Below are 19,055 nucleotides of genomic sequence, written 5' to 3'. Positions count from 1 at the left end.
CACGTGCACCAGCCGGGCTCCGGCGGCGGCCGCCGCCTTGGCGATCGTCTCGGCGCCCTTGGCCTGGACGGCGTCGAAGGTCTGCGCGCCGCCCTCGGTGAGCACACCCACGAGATTGATCGCGACATGCGAATCACGCAGCGCCGCCTCGACCGAGGCCGGATAGCGCAGATTCGCCTGCACGGTGTGGACCTGGCCGACCTTGCCGGAGGGCTGCAGATAGCCGGCGAGTTCCGGCCGCCGTACCGCGACCCTGATACGGTAATCGCGCTTGCACAGGGCCCGGACGACGTTCCGGCCCAAAAACCCCGATCCGCCGAAAACCGTGACGAGCGTGTCCAGATTCGATGCCATGGAGGGTCCGTTCCTGCGGAAAAGAGTGCGTCGTGTCAGGCTTGTATCGGGCCGGTTTGCGATGCGCAATCGGCATCCGGAAGCCGGCCGCACGCATGAATTGACAACGGCGTCACCGAACCGTAGTAACCGCCTCCGTGCCCCAAACGGCATGCCCAGGTGGTGGAATTGGTAGACGCGCTGGCTTCAGGTGCCAGTGGCTTAACGGCCGTGAAGGTTCGAGTCCTTTCCTGGGCACCATCGCTCTCTCTCCCAAGCGCTTGTTCGCTTATGCGCAAGACGCAACCCATAGCTTATTGGGCTAGCGCTTCTCGCCATATCACCGTTTTAGAAGTCCTCCGAAGTTCTTCCTCGCGGCGGAATCGACCGAACCATTCCGATCCGTTCCGAGGTTCATGCGGTCGGCTGCTCCCGGATGGGCGACTCTTAGTTGCTACGCCAAAGGCGGTTCCGCACCCCTTCGGGAGTTGAATAGCTGGCTTACTAACCGGCACCGGCGGATCTATGTGCGTGAATGGCTGATCTTTGAACTTGCCCGATTGCCTTAAGAACAAACTCTTTCACAACTCATGATGGGTATGGTACCCATCTATCATGAATCTTGTTCAAGCCTCCGACGCAATCCGCCTGTCTGGTCTGACAGCTCATCAGCTCCGGGAGTGGTGTGGCAGACGCGCCGTGGTTGCGCCGGACGTGCCCGCGGCTGGACGGGGCAGACACGCCTTGTTTTCCTGGCAAACGATTTTGTCGTTGCGTGTGTTGAATGAACTTCATGATCGCTTCGGTATCGAGATAATCGTGTGGCGGCCGGCGATTGGGCGTTGTCAAGAGGTATTCCGGCAATCGTCCTTTCCTGCGCTTTGGGGGACATCGATTGCGTTTCCCAGCACAAACGATGCAGTTCTGGTGCGGGCTTCTGAGAAAATGGAGTTGGGCGCTCATGTGACCCTTCCCCTCGATCCGCACCTGCGCGCCCTTGCATTGGATAAAACAGCGCCCCCCGAATCGCAGCTTCCCCTGTTTGCGGCGATTGAGGTGCGTCGATGAGCCAGTTAACAACGACGCAACTTTGGAGCAGCCAATTTGGCTTGGCGACAGCTCCGCTATTCGATGGCGCTGAAACAGCTCCGTCCGGAGAGCACGCCGTCCTACTTGACGGGGGCAGTGGAACGTTTGCGCTATCTTCATCGGATGACGAGCTGTGGCGGGATACGAGTCCTGCTGCATGGGCGTGGTCGAGCGATATTCCTCATCACGTCACGGTTACACCCACAAAGGTGGCCGTCGTTCGATGGGATAAGCCCACCGAACCGCGTGTTTTTGACCGTCATAGCGTCGATCGAGGTTTGGATCGCTTCTATGCCTACCTTAATGACGATCGTTTGAGATCGAACAAGACTGTCATTGATCACCTTCTGGGCTTCTTTCGGCGGATCCGAGCGTTGAGCCACGAGGCTGGCGTTGAGGACATCAGGACAACTGACGTTTTTGCGACGGCTCTCGCGTTCCTAATCGCGCGCGAAGATGCAACGGAACGTCCTGGCTTTTATGGGCTGTCCGGCGATGGCCCGACGCTGTTTTCCAAACTCGACCCGAACGGCTTGACAGCTGCAGTTGCAGAAATTGAACAAGCATCTGGCTCGCTCTCTCTTTTGGAGCTCTATCCCGCCCTCGCGATAAGGCATGCTGGAGGACAACTATTCCAGGAAGCTCACTTCGAGCTTTTGCGTGGCGGTACAGGGTTCGATTTATTCGGGTTAATCGGTGCTCCAGAGGTGAAGCCGACGAGTCGAGGTGGCACTCACTTCACACCTCCGGCACTTGCGAGAAGCTTGGTCGAGCAGGTCTTCAATACTCTCCCAGATTTAGGTCAACGTTCGGAGCTGACGCTGGGTGATCCTTCCTGCGGTTCGGGCGCTTTTTTGCATGAGGCCTATCGAGCCCTGCGAAGAATGAATTTTCAGGGCCGTCTCACGCTTGTCGGCTCAGACATATCTAGTGCAGCCATCGCCATGGCACGGTTTGTGTTGTCCGCGGCAAAACGAGATTGGGAACCAAAAGGCGGAGTTGAACTCAAACTGAAAGTGGGGGATGCCCTAGGTGATCTCGGCATGCCACACCAAGCCGACGTCATCGTGATGAACCCGCCCTTCATTGCATTCGGTGCTCAAACTCCGGAGCAACGTCAACAGCTGCGAGATGCGACAGACGCTAGTGCATCGCGCGGAGACTACAGTATGGCCTTCGTAATTCGAGCTCTTGAGGCTGTAAAAGAGGGAGGAGTTGTTGGGACGCTTTTTCCGTCGAGCTTGCTCTCGCTGAAGGCAGCCGGCTCATGGCGCGAACGGGTATTGGATCTTGGCCAAGTCAAATTGTTGGGGTCCATTGGTGATTTCGGCCTTTTCACGCATGCAATGGTGCAGGTTGCTTGTTCCGTCATTCAGAAATCGAAGAAATCGCCTTCATCGGAGTTCGTGGCGCTAGTTACAGAAAACGAGTCAAACGCAACGGGCACCGCTTTCCGATATTTGCGAAAGCTTAACGGTAAAGCACCCAGCAATGCTGTCATAGAAGAGGGCTGGAACCTTTTTCCAGTCCCCGTCTCGGCTTTGCGCGGACGTCCTACGTGGCGCCTCCCAACTCCAAGTACTGAACGCATCCTCCGAGATCTTAACGACTCTTTTTTGCCCTCGATCAGCGACTTGTTTGATGTCGCCCAGGGTGTTCAAACGGGACTCAACGAGGTCCTGCTGCTTACACTTGATGAATGGCGTAGGCTTCCAAATAAGGAACGCGATTTCTTCAGGCTGGCGACAATGTCAGACTCGATCCAGAACGCACATTTTTTCAAACCGTATCGCGTTTTCTTTCCTCATGGCCCGACGGGACCTTTGTTCGCAAACGAACAGGAAATTAAACGGGCCGTGCCAACTTACTTTACAAAATACCTTGCGCCTAATCGAGAGAGATTGGAGCGCAGGGCATCGATCGTTCGAGCCCGCCGAGCCGATTGGTGGGGCCTGATGCATCCTCGCGCATATGCTTACGACAAGACACCACGCATCATTTCAAAGTTCTTCGCTGCAGAGGGTGGCTTTGCAGCTGATCTTGACGCTGAATACATTCCTGTAATGGGTCATGTTTGGATGCCTAAGGGAGTATTGGTTGACGACGATCCTCAACAGTTGTCGACGTCGGACATCCTCTCCGCGTATACGGCCGTTTTCAACTCGTCTGTATTCATCAAGCTACTGTCTCTCTATTCCCCCCATGTCGCTGGGGGGCAGTATGACGTTAGCTCACGCCATGTGGGCCCGATTCCAATTCCTAACCTTCGCGAATTAAGTGCTGCCGATCGGCAAGGGAAGTTGGTCCGAGCGCTGGCCGCAAACGGAAGATCGATAGATCTTGCTGATCGAGTCTGGCGTACACGAACTGCCCAACTCGTGACGGAGCTTTATGGCACGCCAGCCCTCGCAGATATCTAAGACGCCGCTCATTGAACTGCGCGCCACCAAGGGAGCCCTCGAGCAGCGATGGCTCTCCATGTCGTCTCAACTGGCGCCGCAGCTCGGGTTCAATCCTCAGCAGCTTAGGATCGATGCCGAGGCTCAAGCAGAGAGGGTATGGGTCGGCCTACAGGGTTCTGCGTGCGAGCGCGTGAATCGGAATCGAGGTGGCGCGGCCCGGGTCGTCCCCCTCCGAGCGCTACAAAAAGATCTGTTTGCATGGCTCGGTCTGCAAGAGGTGTGGGACATCGAAGTTGGGCCGCGCCCGTTTGTGTTCCGCCAGCTTGGCCTTACGGTGCATTTTGGCTATCTAGGTGATCCTATTAAGCCCCAAGCGTTTCGTCTGGAATGGCCCGGAATACGAGATTGGACTGGCGCTGGTCTTTCTTTTCAAACTACAGGGGCCGGCCACCCGCACTGGCAAATCGACATTTTGGAAAGTCTTGCCGAGAGGAAGAATGAAGATTTCAATGTAGAGCACAGTGAGACGGTTGAAGATTTCGGCGCTGAGCCGCGCGTGCCGGACTTGAATGATCTTCTGCGCACCATAAGCATCGAAAAGATGCATCTCGCCAGCGCAGCCAGATGGTGGTTGCCACCAACGTCCGACGTCCATGGTCAGCATATGAACATGCCCCCCGACCTTGCCGGGCTTACGAGATGGTTGACACATAGTGTGCAGTATATGCAGCAGGAGCTAGCACGCTGCGTTTTTCGAGTTTGAGAACCTTATTGCGTCGAGCGGGGTCATCCGCCCCTCAAGCCAACCGCTTCCCCGTCCGCTCCGCCACCGCCTTCTGCACGAAAATACATCATCACCAGCGTGACGATCGTCGTGGTCACGACGACGTAGCCGATCCGGTCGGAATGGATCAGCGCTGCGCCTTGCGCGATGATCCGGTGAGTACCGAGCCGAAGCCGCAGGAGAACTGCTGCAGCGAGGCGTTGACGGCGCTGAATAGCCGCGCTGGCTTCAGGTGCCAGTGGCTTAACGGCCGTGAAGGTTCGAGTCCTTGCCTGGGCACCACCCCCTGCTCAAGCGATCGAAATCGCTCATCCGCAGGACATCGAGCCGCTGACCGGTCCACGACACCGAGGCACAGCGCTCATGGCGGGCCGAATCGCCGTCGTCGCCACGCCGAAGATGCCGGCAAGGCCGGTGACCCCGAGCCTCCTTACGAGGCCTCAGTGCTCGTTGACCGCCGCGCCGAGCTTGATCAGGCTCAGCGAGCGGTTCGCGGTCTCGCGGAGGCGGCAGTAGCTCGCGCCGCCCCGGTACATGCCGGGGTCGACGTTGTCGAAGACCGCGCAGAGGCGATCACGCGACGTGGCGAAAGCTTTCTGCGAGTCATTGACCGCCTTGATCGCGTCGGCGAACCCGCCGGCCTGAACCTTCTTCAGCGCCTCACTGGTTTTCTGCGTCCAGACGGCGAGTTCGCGCGCCGCGCAGGCCTTCCATCTGGCGACATCGTCATTCGCGCCCTCTGCCGCCTTGATGCAGGGGTCGGCGACGAGCCCGACGCAGGCGCTGCCGAAACCGCCGGTTTTCTCCACCTTCTTCAGGCAGGCATCGATCACGGCAAGGTCGGCTGGCGCGGTGCTTTGGGCAGGGTCTTGGGCGAAAGCCATCGATGCCAGCGGGAGGCTTGCGGCGAGGATCGCGGCGGCAAGTTTGAACTTCACTGAAGATCTCCGTTCGGCGCATCGATGCAACCTTGGTCATCGTAGGTCCGGCGTGGGTTCACCCGAACGTGGTCCCTCACACCACCTGCTTCCCCACCCGTTCCGCCACCGCCTTCTGCACGAAATACATCATCACCAGCGTGATGATGGTCGTCCCCACCACGACGTAGCCGATGCGGTCGAAATGCAGCAGCGCGCCGTCCGCGCCTTGCGCGATGATCGCGGCGGCGAGCACCGCGCCGAGGCCGCCGGAGAGCTGCTGCAGCGAGGCGCTGACGGCGCTAAAGGAGCCGCGCTGGCTCTGGTCAGGGATCGCCGTCATCAGCGCCTGTGACGGGATCATGCGCGAGAAGATGCCGACGAACATCAGCACGTTGACGAGGATCGCGGTCGCGAGCGAGACGTGGCCGAGATGGGTGTAGATCAGCACCATGACGACGGTCATCAGGCAGCCGAACACGAAGGTCGGATATTTGCCGAAGGCGTCGCTGGCACGGCCAACCAGTGGCCCCGTGACGATGCTGAACAGGCCGGAGACGAGATAGATCGTCGGCAGATGCGTGATCTCGATGCCGAGATTGTGCACGGTGTAGGCGCTGGAGAACGGCATCAGCATGTAGCCGCCGGTCGCCAGCAAGGTCGTGACGGCGAAAGCCAGCGTATAGCGCGGCTCGAACACGGTCGCGACCAGATGGTGGAACGGGTTTCTGTCCTGCTTCAGCTTAAGATGCGCGTCGACCGGCTCCATGATGAAGGCGATGATGGCGATCGTGACGATCGACAGCACGACGATCGCAACGAAGCAGACATGCCAGCTCCAGTGATTGGCGAGAAACAGCCCGAAGGGAATGCCGAGCACCTGGCTCGCGGCGAACGCGGTCTGGATGAAGCCCATCACGCGGCCGCGCTGATGCAGCGGGAACAGGTCGGTGATGATGGCGAGCACGACCGCGCCGATCACGCCGCCGAACAATCCGGTGACGATCCGGCCGAGCAGCAGCACATGATAGTTTGGCGCCATCGCGCAGAGCAGGGTGCCGAGCGTGAAGCCGACATAGAAGAAAAGCAGGAGGCGCTTGCGATCGAAGCGATCGGCGAAGCCGGCGGCGAGAATGCCCGAGAGTCCGGCGCTGAACGCATAGGCCGAGACGGCGATGCCGAACTGTGCGGCCGTGATGCCGAGCGCGGGCATCAGGATGGCGCCGAGCGGCGACATGATGATGAAATCGAGGATGATCGTGAATTGCGTCAGCGCCAGCAGCGCGATGAGGATCACCTGGTAGCGCGAGAACTGGCGGTCTTGTGGGTCGTTGACGGGCGCTACGAGCGTCTGTTCGGTCATTGGCACCTGATTCAGGACGAGTGGGAGGTAACGCGCAAGACTGGCAGATGGGGACGGCCCGCACGATGTCCACGGGCGGATGGCAGAGATTGGGCTGGATTGGGAAGACTGTGCCGGGTTGTGGGATCCCGGCAACAACCGCCCGCCGGGGCGTCCTCCCTCCCTCGCGCAACCTTGCTTGCGTGCCTCGCCGGCAATGGCTACACCGCGGGCAATCCGAATTCGCTATTGTGCCGATCTAACCGATTCGACCCGAGGTTTTGACCCGCCATGACCGTACGCCTGCACCGCGGCGACCTGCCCGACCTCACGCGCTACACCGGAGCGGTGGCGATCGATACCGAGACGATGGGGCTGAACCCGCACCGCGACCGGCTCTGCGTGGTGCAGCTTTCGCCCGGCGACGGCAGCGCCGACGTGGTGCAGATCCCGAAGGGGCACACCGACGCGCCGAACCTGAAGGCGCTGCTGGCCAATCCGGCCAACACCAAGATCTTCCACTTCGCGCGGTTCGACGTCGCGGTGCTGTACCAGACCTTCGGCGTCATGACCGGACCGATCTATTGCACCAAGATCGCCTCGCGCCTGACCCGCACCTACACCGACCGCCACGGGCTGAAAGACCTCGTGCGCGAGGTGCTCAATGTCGACCTCTCCAAGCAGCAGCAGTCCAGCGATTGGGGCTCCGACAGCCTCACCGAGCCGCAGCTCGCCTATGCCGCCTCGGATGTGCTGCATCTGCATGCCCTGCGCGAGCGGCTTGACGCCATGCTGGTCCGGGAAGGCCGCACGCAATTGGCCAGGTCCTGTTTCGATTTCCTGCCGACCCGCGCCCTGCTCGACCTCCAGGGCTGGGCGGAAGAGGACATTTTCGCGCATTCCTGAACGCCCGGCGCGGCCGTTAGCCCGAGGTCGCCGCCCCGTTTCGGTCACTTTCGTAACGGCCTGTCGCCGGCTGCATATTTGGGCGGCGCCGGATACAATGGGCGCCCTGCAACCCAGCTTGGCGAGCGACACCTCAGGAGCTCAGGTGAATTCGGCCCACAATCCCACCTACGACGCCGCGCTTGCGGCGAAGTTTGCCAGCGCGGCGCGCCACAGCCGCCTGGTGCGGATTCTGCGGGTCTCGGTCCCGGCGACGGTGGTCGTGGCCATGGCCGTGATCATCTACGTGGCCTTCTTTAACAAGTTCAGGATCCGGGAGCTGCCGCTCACCGTCGAGAACATGGTGGTGTCGGGCACCAAGATCACGATGGAATCGCCGCACCTCTCCGGTTACACGCCGGACCAGCGGCCCTACGAGCTCTGGGCCAAGACCGCGACGCAGGACATCACCGATCCCGATCACGTCGATCTCAATGACCTGCGCGCGAAGGTGTTGATGGAGGATCAATCGACCCTGCTGCTCGACGCCCGCACCGGGCGCTTCGACAACAAGCAGCAGCAGCTCGAGCTGCGCAAGGACATCTTCCTGCGCACCTCGAGCGGTTATGAGGCGCGGCTGAACTCGGCCTTCGTCGACATGAACAAGGGTGTGGTCACCTCCGAGGAGCGCGTCGACGTCAAGCTGACCAACGGAACGCTCAGCGCGGATCGCCTGCGAATTACCGAAGGCGGCGACGTTATCCGCTTCGAGGGCAATGTGGTGATGTACCTCGACAAGCTGGACGACCCCGCCGCAACTCAGCCTGCAGCACCCGAGTCCGCGCAGCCGGCAAAGACACGCACGCCTCAGAACAAGTCTGCCAATTCGAAGTGATTTTCATGATGAAGTGTTTTACGCGCGACGCTGTCGCCAGCAAGGCCGTGCTCGCCGCAGGTCTCGCGCTGCTCGTCACGGGAGCTGCCGTCGCCCAGAGCACGATGCAGGGCGTGCCCAACGCGATGCAGGGCTTCTCGCAGAACCGCGATCAGCCGATCCAGATCGAGGCTGCCTCGCTCGAGATGCGCGACAAGAAGAAGGAGGCGACCTTCGCCGGCAATGTGAAGGTCGTGCAGGGCGACACCACCATGACCTCCAAGACGCTGGTGGTGTTCTACGAGTCGGGCGGCGGCGACAAGCCGGCCGCGCCGCAGCCTGCGGCGAAGGGCGCGAAATCCGCGCCGATGCAGTCGGCGCAGCCGGGTCCGGGCGGCAGCTCCTCGATCAAGCGGCTGGAGGCCCGGGGCAACGTCGTGGTCACCCAGAAGGAGCAGGTGGTCACCGGCGAAACCGCCGTGTTCGACACCAGGACCAACCTCATCACCATGCTCGGCGGCGGCGGCAGCCAGGTGGTCCTGACGCAGTGCAAGAATGTCATGCGCGGCGACCGGCTCACCGTGGACATGACGACCGGGGTGTCGCGCGTGGAATCCGACACCGGCCGGGTCCAGGTCCTGCTGCCGCAGGGCGCTGGCAGCGAGTGTGGTCAGGGGGCTAAACCCAGCGCGGCGCCGCCCCTGCAGCTCCCCGGCTCAAATAAACAAAAGTAAATTCAGGTACTTGCCTCGGGCGCGACCGATCCGAGGTTGAAGCTTGCCCGGCGAGACTGTATCTAGCGCGGAGGGCTTTGATGCGGGGTTCGCCGCTTTTCGGGCGTGTTTCACTGGGCATGAGACATCCCTTCACTCATGCTGCACCGGCGAATCGCGCCGGGGCGGCCGATCGCGTGAGCATCGGGCAAGAACTGCGCGAGAACCGCGCAAGGCTGGAAGGCGGGATGGTCGATCTCTTCAGCATGTTCCGTCGGCGCCCCGCCAAGCGCGGCCGGCCAGGATTTGCGCGCCGGGACATCACCGCGCTCGGTGACGGCGTCGGCGGCCTCGTGCCCAGTCCCGTCAGGGATGGGCCGCCGATCGCCCGGGACCAGTCGATGCGCGCTCCTGATCAGTTCCAGGCCGGCTATGAGGCCGACTACCAGGTTGGGGCGCGTCCGCAGGCCGGCCACCCTGTCCGGAGCGCGGCCGCCTCCAATGGCGCCGGCGGCCCGCAGCTGCTGAAGCGGCCCGGCTTCCTGGCTGTGCATAGCGTGGAAAAGGCCTTCGGAAGCCGCCAGGTGGTGCGCGGCGTCAGCATCTATGTGCGCCGCGGCGAAGCGGTCGGTCTGCTCGGCCCCAACGGCGCCGGCAAGACCACCGTGTTCTACATGATCACCGGCCTGATCAAGGCCGATCGTGGCGCGATCGAACTCGACGGCCATGACGTCACCAAGCTGCCGATGTATCAGCGCGCGCGGCTCGGCATCGGCTATCTGCCGCAGGAAGCCTCGATCTTCCGCGGCCTCACCGTCGAGCAGAACATCCGCGCCGTGCTCGAAGTGGTCGAGCCATCGCGCAAGAAGCGCGAGCAGCAGCTCGACTCGCTGCTCGACGAGTTCAACATCACGCGCCTGCGCAAATCGCCGTCGATCGCGCTGTCGGGCGGCGAGCGCCGCCGCGTCGAGATCGCGCGCGCGCTGGCGACGCGGCCGAACTACATGCTGCTCGACGAGCCCTTCGCAGGCATCGACCCGATTGCGGTCGGCGACATCCAGGATCTCGTGCGCCATCTCACCAATCGCGGCATCGGCGTGCTCATCACCGACCACAATGTCCGCGAGACGCTCGGCCTCACCGACCGTGCCTATATCGTCTATGCCGGGGAAATCTTGACCGAGGGAACTCCGGATGAGATCGTTGCAGATCCGGATGTGCGCCGCCTTTACCTTGGCGAGGAATTCCGCCTCTAGCCCGTTTTTGCGTTTCGTCAAGACGTGTACATCGGGCTCAGACTAGGATAAGCAAAAATCGGACCAATTTTGGGAACGGTTCTTGCTTCATGGCGCTTACGCAGAGACTAGAGTTCCGGCAGTCGCAGTCGCTGGTGATGACGCCGCAGCTGATGCAGGCCATCAAGCTGCTGCAATTGTCCAACCTGGATCTCACCACCTTCGTGGAAGAAGAGCTAGAGCGGAACCCGCTGCTGGAACGGGCCAGTGACGAGGGCCCGGTCGGGGAAGCTCCCGCCGAGGTGGGAAATTATAGCGATTCCGAGGGGGACGATGGTCAGGGCGAGGACGGCTTCGGCGGCAGCGCCGACGGCTTCGAGCCGGGCCAGGACGAATGGATGAGCAAGGATCTCGGCACCCGCGCCGAGATCGAGCAGACCCTGGACACCGGCCTCGACAACGTCTTCTCCGAAGAGCCGGCCGAGGCTGCGGCACGTAACGCCCAGGATGCCGCGCCGACCACCTATACCGAATGGGGCGGCGGCGCCTCCGGTGACGAAGACTACAATCTGGAGGCCTTTGTCGCGGCCGAGACAACGCTGTCGGGCCATCTCTCCGAGCAGCTGTCGGTCGCCTTCACCGCGCCCGCCCAGCGCATGATCGGCCAGTATCTGATCGACCTCGTCGACGAGGCCGGCTATCTGCCGCCCGATCTTGGCCAGGCCGCCGAGAGGCTCGGCGCCTCGCAACAGGACGTCGAGGCCGTCCTCGCCGTGCTGCAGAAATTCGATCCGCCCGGCGTCTGCGCGCGCTCCTTGAGCGAATGCCTGGCGATCCAGCTGCGCGAGCTCGATCGTTACGACCCGGCGATGCAGGCGCTGGTCGAGCATCTCGATCTCCTCGCCAGGCGCGACATCGCGTCCTTGCGCAAGCTCTGCGGCGTCGATGACGAGGACATCGCCGACATGATCGGCGAGATCCGCCGCCTCAATCCGAAGCCCGGCATGAAGTTCGGCTCGGCGCGCCTGCAGGCCATGGTGCCCGACGTCTATGTCCGCCCGGGTCCCGATGGCGGCTGGCATGTCGAGCTGAACAGCGACACCTTGCCGCGCGTGCTCGTCAACCAGACCTACTATTCCGAGCTGTCGAAGAAAGTCGGCAAGGACGGCGACAAGTCCTATTTCACCGACGCGCTCCAGAACGCGACCTGGCTGGTGCGCGCGCTCGACCAGCGCGCCCGCACCATCCTGAAAGTCGCGACCGAGATCGTGCGCCAGCAGGACGGCTTCTTCACCCACGGCGTCGCGCATCTGCGGCCGCTGAACCTGAAGGCCGTCGCCGACGCCATCCAAATGCATGAATCCACGGTGTCGCGCGTCACCGCCAACAAATACATGGCCACCAACCGCGGCACGTTCGAGCTGAAATATTTCTTCACGGCCTCGATCGCCTCGGCCGACGGCGGCGAGGCGCATTCGGCCGAAGCGGTGCGTCATCATATCAAGCAGCTGATCGATTCCGAGGAGCCCTCCGCGATCCTGTCGGACGACACCATCGTGGAACGCTTGCGCGCCTCGGGCATTGATATTGCCCGCCGCACGGTCGCGAAGTACCGCGAAGCCATGCGCATACCCTCCTCGGTGCAACGCCGCCGCGACAAGCAGAGCGCTCTTGGTAACGTCCTCTCCACCGCATTGTCTGATCGCTCGCGCAACACCGAGCCGGCCTGATTGCGCTGGCGCGAAATCGCGCTACTCTCATCTCCCTTTCGCGATCGATCCAAGCTAGGCAATCAACCAAGCGAGGCATCAAATGACTCTCCGGGTTTCGGGAAAGAGCATCAGCGTCGGCGAGGCACTGCGCGGCCGCGTTGCCGAGCGCACCGACGAGGTGTTGCGCAAGTATTTCGACGGCAACTATTCCGGCCACATCACGCTCAGCAAGGATGGCTTAGGTTTCCGCACAGACTGCTCGCTGCATCTGGATTCCGGCATCACGCTCGAGGCCGATTCGAACGCGCCGGATGCCTATGCCAGCGCCGACCAGGCGCTGGTGATGATCGAGAAGCGGCTGCGTCGCTACAAGAACCGGCTCAAGGACCGCTCTGCGCGCAAGGCTCATGCCGCCTCCGAGGCGATGGCTGCGCTCGACGCCACCAGCTATGTGCTGGAAGCGCCGGGCGAGGACGAAGAGGACGCCGCCGGCTACAGTCCCGTCATCATCGCCGAGCAAACCACCTCCCTGAAGCAGCTCTCGGTCAGCGAAGCGGTCATGGAACTCGACCTCAGCGGTGCCCCCTGTCTGGTGTTTCAGCACGGCTCGTCCGGCCGGGTGAACATCATTTACCGCCGGGCGGACGGCAATGTGGGCTGGATCGACCCGCCGGGGGCGAAAGCGGACGGCCAGGCGGGCGGCTAGGGCCGCCGGCGCCGTACCTTCCCGGTTCTTAACAATGACGGGGGCAAAGACGCATGCGGGAGTTGGCACCGGGATTGCGTTGGAGTAGAAGCCCCCCACATCTGCACTTGGCAGGACCTTGGCGCTAAGTCCCCCTCCTGCTTCATGTTATTGACGCCGGCCCAGCTTGGTCTATCAAGCTGGCCAAATCGGAACCTGACGGTTTAATTCACCTCGGAAAGCCTCCATGCCGATTACCGATCTGGTCGCACCCGAGGCGATTCTCCCGGCATTGAAAGTCAACAGCAAGAAGCAGGCTTTGCAGGAGCTCGCGGCCAAGGCCGCCGAGCTGACCGGGCAGAACGAGCGCGCGGTGTTCGAGGTCCTGCTCCAGCGCGAGAAGCTCGGCACCACCGCGGTCGGCTATGGCGTCGCCATTCCCCACGGGAAGCTACCCAAGCTGGAAAAGATCTTCGGCCTGTTCGCTCGGCTTGATCGCCCGATCGATTTCGAAGCCATGGACGGCCAGCCGGTCGATCTCGTCTTCCTGCTGCTCGCCCCCGAAGGCGCCGGCGCCGACCATCTCAAGGCGCTCGCCCGCATCGCCCGCCTGCTGCGCGACCAGGACATCGCCAAGAAGCTCCGCGCCTCACGCGATGCCCAGGCGATCTATTCTGTGCTGGCGCTGCCGCCGGCGACCGCGGCGTAACCATCGGATAAACCTAGAGCCCTGGGAATGCTCGCCCCGCGCCAAGGTGGTCGCGATGGGCATTAAGCAAAATATTAACCGTGCATCAGGAAGGTCAGCCGATGGCCAGCCTGCACAGCGTCGCGGATTCCGAGGCATACGAGAGCGCGATCGCGGCTGCGCGCCCCGCCGGCGTCGAAAAGCTTGCCAGAGGGGTGATCCGCGGCTCGATCACCGTCAACGTGATCGCGTCGATGGGCGTCCTCCATCCCGCCTTGCTGCCTGCTCAATGGAGCTTCGTGCAACAGGCCGTTGCGCTCCTGATGTGGGCCGTCCTGATCTACGCCAGTGCGTTCGTGCGTCCACGCCTGAGACTGCAGCCCAACCCCGATCTCATCGCGCTGGTCGCATTCTATGCACTCGCGATCATGTCGGTGCTCTGGGCCGGCTTTGGCGCCGCAGCGTTCATGAAGAGCGCGGCGCTCGCGGTGACGACCTTCGGTGCGTACTGCCTCGCCGCGCGCATCGACATCGACGAGATCGTCGGATCGACCGCGCTGGGGCTCTTCATCCTGGTCGCTGCCTCGGCCCTGTGTGCGGTCTTCGTGCCCGAGATCGGCGTGGACCAGAGCTGGATGCACAACGGCCAGTGGCAGGGGATCTACGAATCCAAGCAGACGCTGGGCTTCATCAGCGCCTATCTGATGTTCTTTGCCTGCTATCAGAAGATGACGGGCCAGGGCTGGTTCGTCTTCCTCGCGACCTTTCTCCTGGCCTCGACATGCGTCATCGCCTCGGAATCCCGCGGCGCCGGCGCCGTTGCCATTGCGGCTTGTGCACTGCTCGTGACCTCGATGTGGTCGATCCGCTGCATGAAAGTCTACGCGGTGCTGCCGGTCGTCATGTGCGTGCTGGCCGCCCTGCTGTTCCTGTATTTCTATGTGACGGGCTACGATTCCATCCATCTCGGCGAGCAGACCATCAATCTGACCGAGCGGACCTTCATCTGGCAGTACGCCATCGGCCATTTCAACGATGCGCCGCTGCTGGGCTTCGGCATCAACGGCTTCTGGACGCGCCCTGCGATCTACGACTATTTCAACCAGAGCCATGGCTGGGTGCTGGACAATTACCACAGCGGTTACATCGCGGTGGCGATCGAAACGGGGTTTCTCGGCTATGTCCTGTTCGTCGCCAGCGTCTGTCTGTTCTCGCAGAAGGTCCTGTATCTGATCGCGACCCGATCGATCGATCGTTCCCACTGCGCGCTCATCATCGGGTTTGTCGTCCTGAGCTTTCAGTCGAATTTCACGGAGACGATGTTCCTTCGTTCGACGATGTTCACCTCGGTGCTGCTCGTCGCATTCTTCTTCGCCGTGTGCAGGCCGGTACCGAAAGCGAGCCCTGCACTGATGGAGCACGCAGGATGAAGGCGATCTGCGCCCGTCGGCCGGTCATTTTCGTCCTCGCGCTGGCGATCTCGCTGCTTGCGCTCTTCTCCCCGGCCGAGGCAGCCGGGCAGGGCACCGCGCCCGCTCCCCCGAAACTGAAGCGCGGCATCAACATCCTCGGTTATGACGGCATCTGGGAGGGAGGCCGCAACGCACCGTTTCGTCTGGACAACCTCACTGCGATCAAAAGGGCCGGCTTCTCGCACGTCCGGATCAATTTCTTCGGCTTCAAGTTCATGGGTGCCGGCAATCAGCTGGATGAAATCGTCCTCAGGCGGCTCGATGCCGTGATCGAGGAGGTGCTGGCCCGGAACCTCATCCCGGTCCTCGACGAGCACGATACGCATGTCTGCCAGCAGGACGTGCCCGGATGCGCCGAGAAGCTGAAAGCGTTCTGGAGGCAGATCGCCGAGCGCTATGCCGGAAAATATCCCAAGCTCGTCTTCGAGGTGCTCAACGAGCCGGGCGGGCAGATGACGTCCGCCGCCTGGAACACTCTGCTGAACGAGTGCCTCGGCATCATCCGCGCCACCAACCCCACGCGGACCGTCATTGCCGCCATCCTCAACGTCGACGAGATGCCGGTCGAGGAGCTGGCCCTGCCGCCGGACGACAGAAACCTGATCGTGACGTTTCACTATTACTCGCCGCTGCGCTTCACCCATCAGGGCGCGCCGTGGTCTGAAATCTTTTCGCGGGTGGGGCCGCTCGATTGGGGCACGCCGGAGGACGAGCGAAAGGCGCGCGCCGATTTCGAGAAGATGCGCATCTGGTCGGAACGGGAAAGGCGCCCGATCTATCTCGGCGAGTTCGGCGTGTATGAGGCCGCCCCAGCCGAAGCCCGCACCAGATATCTCTCATTCATGGCACGACATGCGGAGCGGCTTGGCTGGGCCTGGGCCTATTGGCAGTTCGACCACGACTTCGCGGCCTTCGACACCGCGCGCCAATCCTGGAAGCCGGAGATCATCCGGGCGCTGATCCCCGCAACGCGCTGAAGCGGAAAGCGTTCGGACGTTGAGCTTCGCCGCGCCGCGCCGAGATCATTGGAACACGCAACGTGTGAGGATGCCCGCGTGCGCGACCAGCTAATCCGAAAGCCGCTCCAGCACGTCGCGCACCAGCCCTTGCAGAAGATCGAGCTTGTAGGCCGTCATCGGCAACGGTTTGGCACCTGAGGTCGCCGCTTTCGCCGCTTCTGCGATCGACGCCGAGTTGGCCATCTTGCCGCTGAGCTGAACTTCCACGGCGGTAAGCCGAAGCGGCACGGGCGCGACGCCGCCTGCAGCGACACGCACGAGCTCGAACTTGCCGCCGGCAATCACGACGCGGGCGCAGAGCTCCACCAGCGGCCACTCCGCATGGGTCCGGCTGATCGCGCGCTTGTAGGCAGCGCGCTCGCCTTGAAGCGGAGCCGGAAGCGCAATGCGCTCGATCATCTCGCCGGCTGCCAGCGTATGATCGGCGTGCGAGACCGAGCCGTCGCCGAGCAGGCCGGCAATCGTCGGTCCGCTGCGCCGGTCCGTGGTGATGGTCGCATCATAGGCGAGCAGAGCCGCCGCCATGGTCGAGGGATGCGGCGCGACGCAGTCGCCGAGATCGAAGGCAACGCCATAGAGATGATTGCCGGAGCGGGCAGGGCAAGTGCTGCCGCCTTTCTTCAGGCAATCGATGTCGGCCCGGCGGAAATACCAGCAGCGTGACCGCTGCGCGAGATTGCCGCCGAGCGTTGCCACGTGACGCACCTGCGGCGTGGCGAGTCCTTGCGCGCTCGCCGCAAGTCCGGGATAGGCAGCGGCGATGCGCGCGTCGGTCGCGATCGTGGCGATAGTGGTCAGCGCGCCGATGCGGGCTGCTCCGTCTGCGCCCCAGGTGATCGTCGTGTCGCCGGTGGCCGAGATGTCGATCAACGCTCCCTGCGACACGCCGCTGCGGCGGCGTTCGCTGAAGTCGGTGCCTCCGGCGCGGAATTCAGGCGTGGGCGTGGCAGTGGGCTTGGCAGTCATGACGGCGACGCTCATGCTGCATCCCTCCCTTTCAGCGCGGCCACGAGGCGATCGGGCCGGAACGGAATTTCGGTCAGCCTCACGCCGATCGCATCGCGGATCGCGTTGGCGATCGCGGGCGCGGTCGGCACGGTCGCGACTTCGCCGATGCCGACGCTGCCGCCCGGCACATGCTCGAAACCGGCCTCGTCGAAATGCACCTCCAGTTTCGGCATGTCGGCCATCCCCGGAATGCGGTAATCCTCCATGCTGCCGCTCAGGATGTGGCCGCTCGAAGGATCGGTCTCCCGCGCCTCATAGAGTGCGTAGCCGATGCCCTGGATCACCGCGCCCGCGGCCTGGCTTCGCGCCAGCGTCGGCGCGGCGAGCTTGCCGATCGCGAGGCCCGTATAGGCGTTGAGCACGCGCACATGGCCGAGCCAGGTATCGACCTCGACCTCCATCACCTGCACCGAGCTCGGCACGCCGGCGCCGACCACCATGTGGTTCATCAGACGCAGCACCCAACCGAACACCCGGCCCATGATGCCCGCCTCGTGCAGCGCGGGCCTGACGCCGGGCGGCGGCTTGCCGTCCTCCTGGCGTCTCGCCGACACGGCGATATCGGGGGAAGCCGCGATCATCTCGCGCCACGGCGCGTTCGATCCCGGAGCAGGTGTGCGAGACGCGGTGCGCTTGATTTCCGCTTTCAGCTTGTCGATGGCGAGCAAGGTCGGCGGCACCACCGAGGCGGTGACGCGGCTACCGCCGGAGCCCGGCCCTCGCGGCAGGTTGGAGCGGCCGATGCGCACGTCCACGTCCTGCGGCTCGAGATCGAACGCCTTGGCGACGGTGTTCGCGATCACGCTGCGCGTGCCCGTGCCGATATCCTGGACCGCGCAGCTTGCGACGAGGCGGCCGCCCTTGACCGCGAGTTCGACCGAGGAGCCCGTCTGCCAGAGATAGAGCCAGTAGCCGGTGGCGACGCCGACGCCGCGCCGGTAGCGGCCGGTCTGCGATGCCGCCGGCTTGCGGTTCTTCCAGACGTCGAGGCCGGCAGCCCAGTCGTACAATCGCTGACGGTTGGGATCGGGGTCCCAGCGCTTGCGCAGGGCAATCGGATCGACCTTCATGCGCAGCGCCGCTTCGTCGACCGCCTGCTCCAGCGCAAACGACATCGGCGGACCGCCGGGGCCGCGGAACGGCGCGCCGGGCGGCAAATTGCTGAGCACGTCGAAGTCGACGAGCTCCTTTGCCTCGGCCGGATAGATCAGCCGCGCGAGGCCCGCGATCAGCGAATTCACGGCGGCGCCGGTATCGGCATGGGCGGTCAGCGACAGCGCCTTGAGGCGGCCTTCCGCCGAGGGCAGCAGGGACAGCTTCAGCTCGGCGGCCGGACGATAGCCGGCGACGGAAAGCTCCTCTTCACGATCGAACGCGACACGCACCGGCGCCTTCGCGGCGCGCGCAAGCTCGATCGCGGCGATGGTTTCCACCCCAACGCTGCCCTTGGATCCAAATCCGCCGCCGACGTGATCGGCGATCACACGCACCTTGTCGTGCGGAAGGCCGTAACGCTTGGCGATCTTCTCCATGTTCTCGTGAACGGCCTGGGTCGAGATGTGCACAATCAGCTGATCGCCATCGAACCTGGCCACGGCGGCATGTGGTTCGAGGCTTGCGTGCTGTTGCGTCGAGACGCGGAAGGTTTCCTCGACCAACAGCGGATTGCGTTGCGCCCGCGCCTCGTCGAGCCAGCTCTTGGCCTGCTTGGCCTTTTGCGAGAACGGCGCCGAAGGCCCGCGCACATTGCCCTTCCACGACACCGGAGCGCCGCCGGCGCCCTCCGACACGTTGCCGGCACGCTTGCGGTTCTTCTTCTCGAACACGACTGGCGCATCGTCGCGTCGCGCTGCATCGAGCCCGATCACCGCGGGCAAGGGCTCTGTCTCGAAGCTGA

Annotated in this window: 17 protein-coding genes and 1 tRNA gene; 13 read left to right on the top strand and 5 right to left on the bottom strand. The window is 63.0% G+C overall.

The window, feature by feature from the left end; all coding sequences use genetic code 11:
- Positions 1 to 354 (bottom strand): NmrA family NAD(P)-binding protein (locus JHD07_RS06130; protein ID WP_291620076.1); only part of this gene is annotated, 354 nt, incomplete at its 3' end.
- Positions 355 to 507: 153 nt separating this feature from the next.
- Here JHD07_RS06130 and JHD07_RS06125 point away from each other — a divergent pair.
- The 4 genes from JHD07_RS06125 (at position 508) to JHD07_RS06110 (ending at position 4,587) form a co-directional block, all read left to right on the top strand.
- Positions 508 to 594 (top strand) — tRNA-Leu (locus JHD07_RS06125).
- Positions 595 to 1,077: 483 nt separating this feature from the next.
- Complete coding sequence (locus JHD07_RS06120; RefSeq protein ID WP_291620074.1) at positions 1,078 to 1,401, top strand: hypothetical protein; 324 nt, start codon at positions 1,078 to 1,080, stop codon at positions 1,399 to 1,401.
- A 299-nt stretch (positions 1,402 to 1,700) separates the two neighbouring features.
- Positions 1,701 to 3,842, top strand: coding sequence for an N-6 DNA methylase (locus tag JHD07_RS06115; RefSeq protein ID WP_291620072.1), 2,142 nt, complete (start codon positions 1,701 to 1,703; stop codon positions 3,840 to 3,842).
- Positions 3,814 to 4,587 carry a hypothetical protein gene (locus tag JHD07_RS06110; RefSeq protein WP_291620070.1) on the top strand — a complete coding sequence of 258 codons (774 nt, stop codon included), beginning with the start codon at positions 3,814 to 3,816 and terminating at the stop codon, positions 4,585 to 4,587. Before JHD07_RS06115 ends, JHD07_RS06110 begins: the two co-directional genes overlap by 29 nt.
- A gap of 461 nt (positions 4,588 to 5,048) precedes the next feature.
- Here JHD07_RS06110 and JHD07_RS06105 read toward each other — a convergent pair whose 3' ends face one another.
- Positions 5,049 to 5,441 carry a lysozyme inhibitor LprI family protein gene (locus JHD07_RS06105; protein WP_291620068.1) on the bottom strand — a complete coding sequence of 131 codons (393 nt, stop codon included), beginning with the start codon at positions 5,439 to 5,441 and terminating at the stop codon, positions 5,049 to 5,051.
- Positions 5,442 to 5,622: 181 nt separating this feature from the next.
- Positions 5,623 to 6,888: an MFS transporter gene (locus JHD07_RS06100; protein WP_291620066.1), complete on the bottom strand. Its 1,266-nt coding sequence runs from the start codon at positions 6,886 to 6,888 to the stop codon at positions 5,623 to 5,625.
- 270 nt (positions 6,889 to 7,158) lie between these two features.
- On the opposite strand from JHD07_RS06100, the gene JHD07_RS06095 reads away from it, so the two are divergent.
- The 9 genes from JHD07_RS06095 (at position 7,159) to JHD07_RS06055 (ending at position 16,108) form a co-directional block, all read left to right on the top strand.
- Complete coding sequence (locus JHD07_RS06095; RefSeq protein ID WP_291620064.1) at positions 7,159 to 7,773, top strand: ribonuclease D; 615 nt, start codon at positions 7,159 to 7,161, stop codon at positions 7,771 to 7,773.
- 145 nt (positions 7,774 to 7,918) lie between these two features.
- Positions 7,919 to 8,647: an LPS export ABC transporter periplasmic protein LptC gene (gene lptC, locus JHD07_RS06090; protein ID WP_291620062.1), complete on the top strand. Its 729-nt coding sequence runs from the start codon at positions 7,919 to 7,921 to the stop codon at positions 8,645 to 8,647.
- A gap of 5 nt (positions 8,648 to 8,652) precedes the next feature.
- A complete protein-coding gene (locus JHD07_RS06085) occupies positions 8,653 to 9,360 on the top strand; it encodes an LptA/OstA family protein (protein WP_291620060.1) in 708 nt (235 codons plus the stop codon).
- Between the two features lie 227 nt (positions 9,361 to 9,587).
- Positions 9,588 to 10,595, top strand: a complete 1,008-nt coding sequence (gene lptB / locus JHD07_RS06080; protein ID WP_291620090.1) for an LPS export ABC transporter ATP-binding protein — start codon at positions 9,588 to 9,590, stop codon at positions 10,593 to 10,595.
- A gap of 89 nt (positions 10,596 to 10,684) precedes the next feature.
- On the top strand, positions 10,685 to 12,304 hold the full coding sequence (rpoN, locus tag JHD07_RS06075; protein ID WP_291620058.1) for an RNA polymerase factor sigma-54: 1,620 nt from the start codon (positions 10,685 to 10,687) through the stop codon (positions 12,302 to 12,304).
- Between the two features lie 82 nt (positions 12,305 to 12,386).
- A complete protein-coding gene (gene raiA / locus JHD07_RS06070) occupies positions 12,387 to 12,992 on the top strand; it encodes a ribosome-associated translation inhibitor RaiA (protein ID WP_291620056.1) in 606 nt (201 codons plus the stop codon).
- A 226-nt stretch (positions 12,993 to 13,218) separates the two neighbouring features.
- Complete coding sequence (gene ptsN, locus JHD07_RS06065) at positions 13,219 to 13,680, top strand: PTS IIA-like nitrogen regulatory protein PtsN (RefSeq protein ID WP_063681444.1); 462 nt, start codon at positions 13,219 to 13,221, stop codon at positions 13,678 to 13,680.
- Positions 13,681 to 13,781: 101 nt separating this feature from the next.
- Entirely contained in the window at positions 13,782 to 15,089 is a 1,308-nt protein-coding gene (locus JHD07_RS06060) for an O-antigen ligase family protein (protein ID WP_291620047.1), read from the top strand.
- Positions 15,086 to 16,108: a cellulase family glycosylhydrolase gene (locus JHD07_RS06055; RefSeq protein ID WP_291620045.1), complete on the top strand. Its 1,023-nt coding sequence runs from the start codon at positions 15,086 to 15,088 to the stop codon at positions 16,106 to 16,108. Before JHD07_RS06060 ends, JHD07_RS06055 begins: the two co-directional genes overlap by 4 nt.
- Before the next feature lie 90 nt (positions 16,109 to 16,198).
- On the opposite strand, the gene JHD07_RS06050 is transcribed toward JHD07_RS06055, so the two are convergent.
- On the bottom strand, positions 16,199 to 17,131 hold the full coding sequence (locus JHD07_RS06050) for an FAD binding domain-containing protein (RefSeq protein WP_291620043.1): 933 nt from the start codon (positions 17,129 to 17,131) through the stop codon (positions 16,199 to 16,201).
- A partial coding sequence (locus tag JHD07_RS06045; protein WP_291620041.1) for a xanthine dehydrogenase family protein molybdopterin-binding subunit occupies positions 17,128 to 19,055 on the bottom strand: 1,928 nt, incomplete at its 5' end. The genes JHD07_RS06050 and JHD07_RS06045, both read right to left, overlap by 4 nt.

The sequence above is a fragment of the Bradyrhizobium sp. genome (assembly GCF_016462955.1).
In the GTDB taxonomy this organism is placed as follows: domain Bacteria; phylum Pseudomonadota; class Alphaproteobacteria; order Rhizobiales; family Xanthobacteraceae; genus Bradyrhizobium.
Note: the sequence above shows the minus strand (reverse complement) of the source record. Positions and strands in the feature narration are given on the sequence as shown.

Coding starts and splice junctions, on each gene's coding strand:
- rpoN (WP_291620058.1), top strand. CDS start 10,685: ATGGCGCTTACGCAGAGACTAGAGTTCCGGCAGTCGCAGTCGCTGGTG.
- JHD07_RS06050 (WP_291620043.1), bottom strand. CDS start 17,131: ATGAGCGTCGCCGTCATGACTGCCAAGCCCACTGCCACGCCCACGCCT.
- ptsN (WP_063681444.1), top strand. CDS start 13,219: ATGCCGATTACCGATCTGGTCGCACCCGAGGCGATTCTCCCGGCATTG.
- raiA (WP_291620056.1), top strand. CDS start 12,387: ATGACTCTCCGGGTTTCGGGAAAGAGCATCAGCGTCGGCGAGGCACTG.
- JHD07_RS06110 (WP_291620070.1), top strand. CDS start 3,814: ATGGCACGCCAGCCCTCGCAGATATCTAAGACGCCGCTCATTGAACTG.
- JHD07_RS06095 (WP_291620064.1), top strand. CDS start 7,159: ATGACCGTACGCCTGCACCGCGGCGACCTGCCCGACCTCACGCGCTAC.
- lptB (WP_291620090.1), top strand. CDS start 9,588: ATGGTCGATCTCTTCAGCATGTTCCGTCGGCGCCCCGCCAAGCGCGGC.
- JHD07_RS06055 (WP_291620045.1), top strand. CDS start 15,086: ATGAAGGCGATCTGCGCCCGTCGGCCGGTCATTTTCGTCCTCGCGCTG.
- JHD07_RS06100 (WP_291620066.1), bottom strand. CDS start 6,888: ATGACCGAACAGACGCTCGTAGCGCCCGTCAACGACCCACAAGACCGC.
- JHD07_RS06085 (WP_291620060.1), top strand. CDS start 8,653: ATGATGAAGTGTTTTACGCGCGACGCTGTCGCCAGCAAGGCCGTGCTC.
- JHD07_RS06060 (WP_291620047.1), top strand. CDS start 13,782: ATGGCCAGCCTGCACAGCGTCGCGGATTCCGAGGCATACGAGAGCGCG.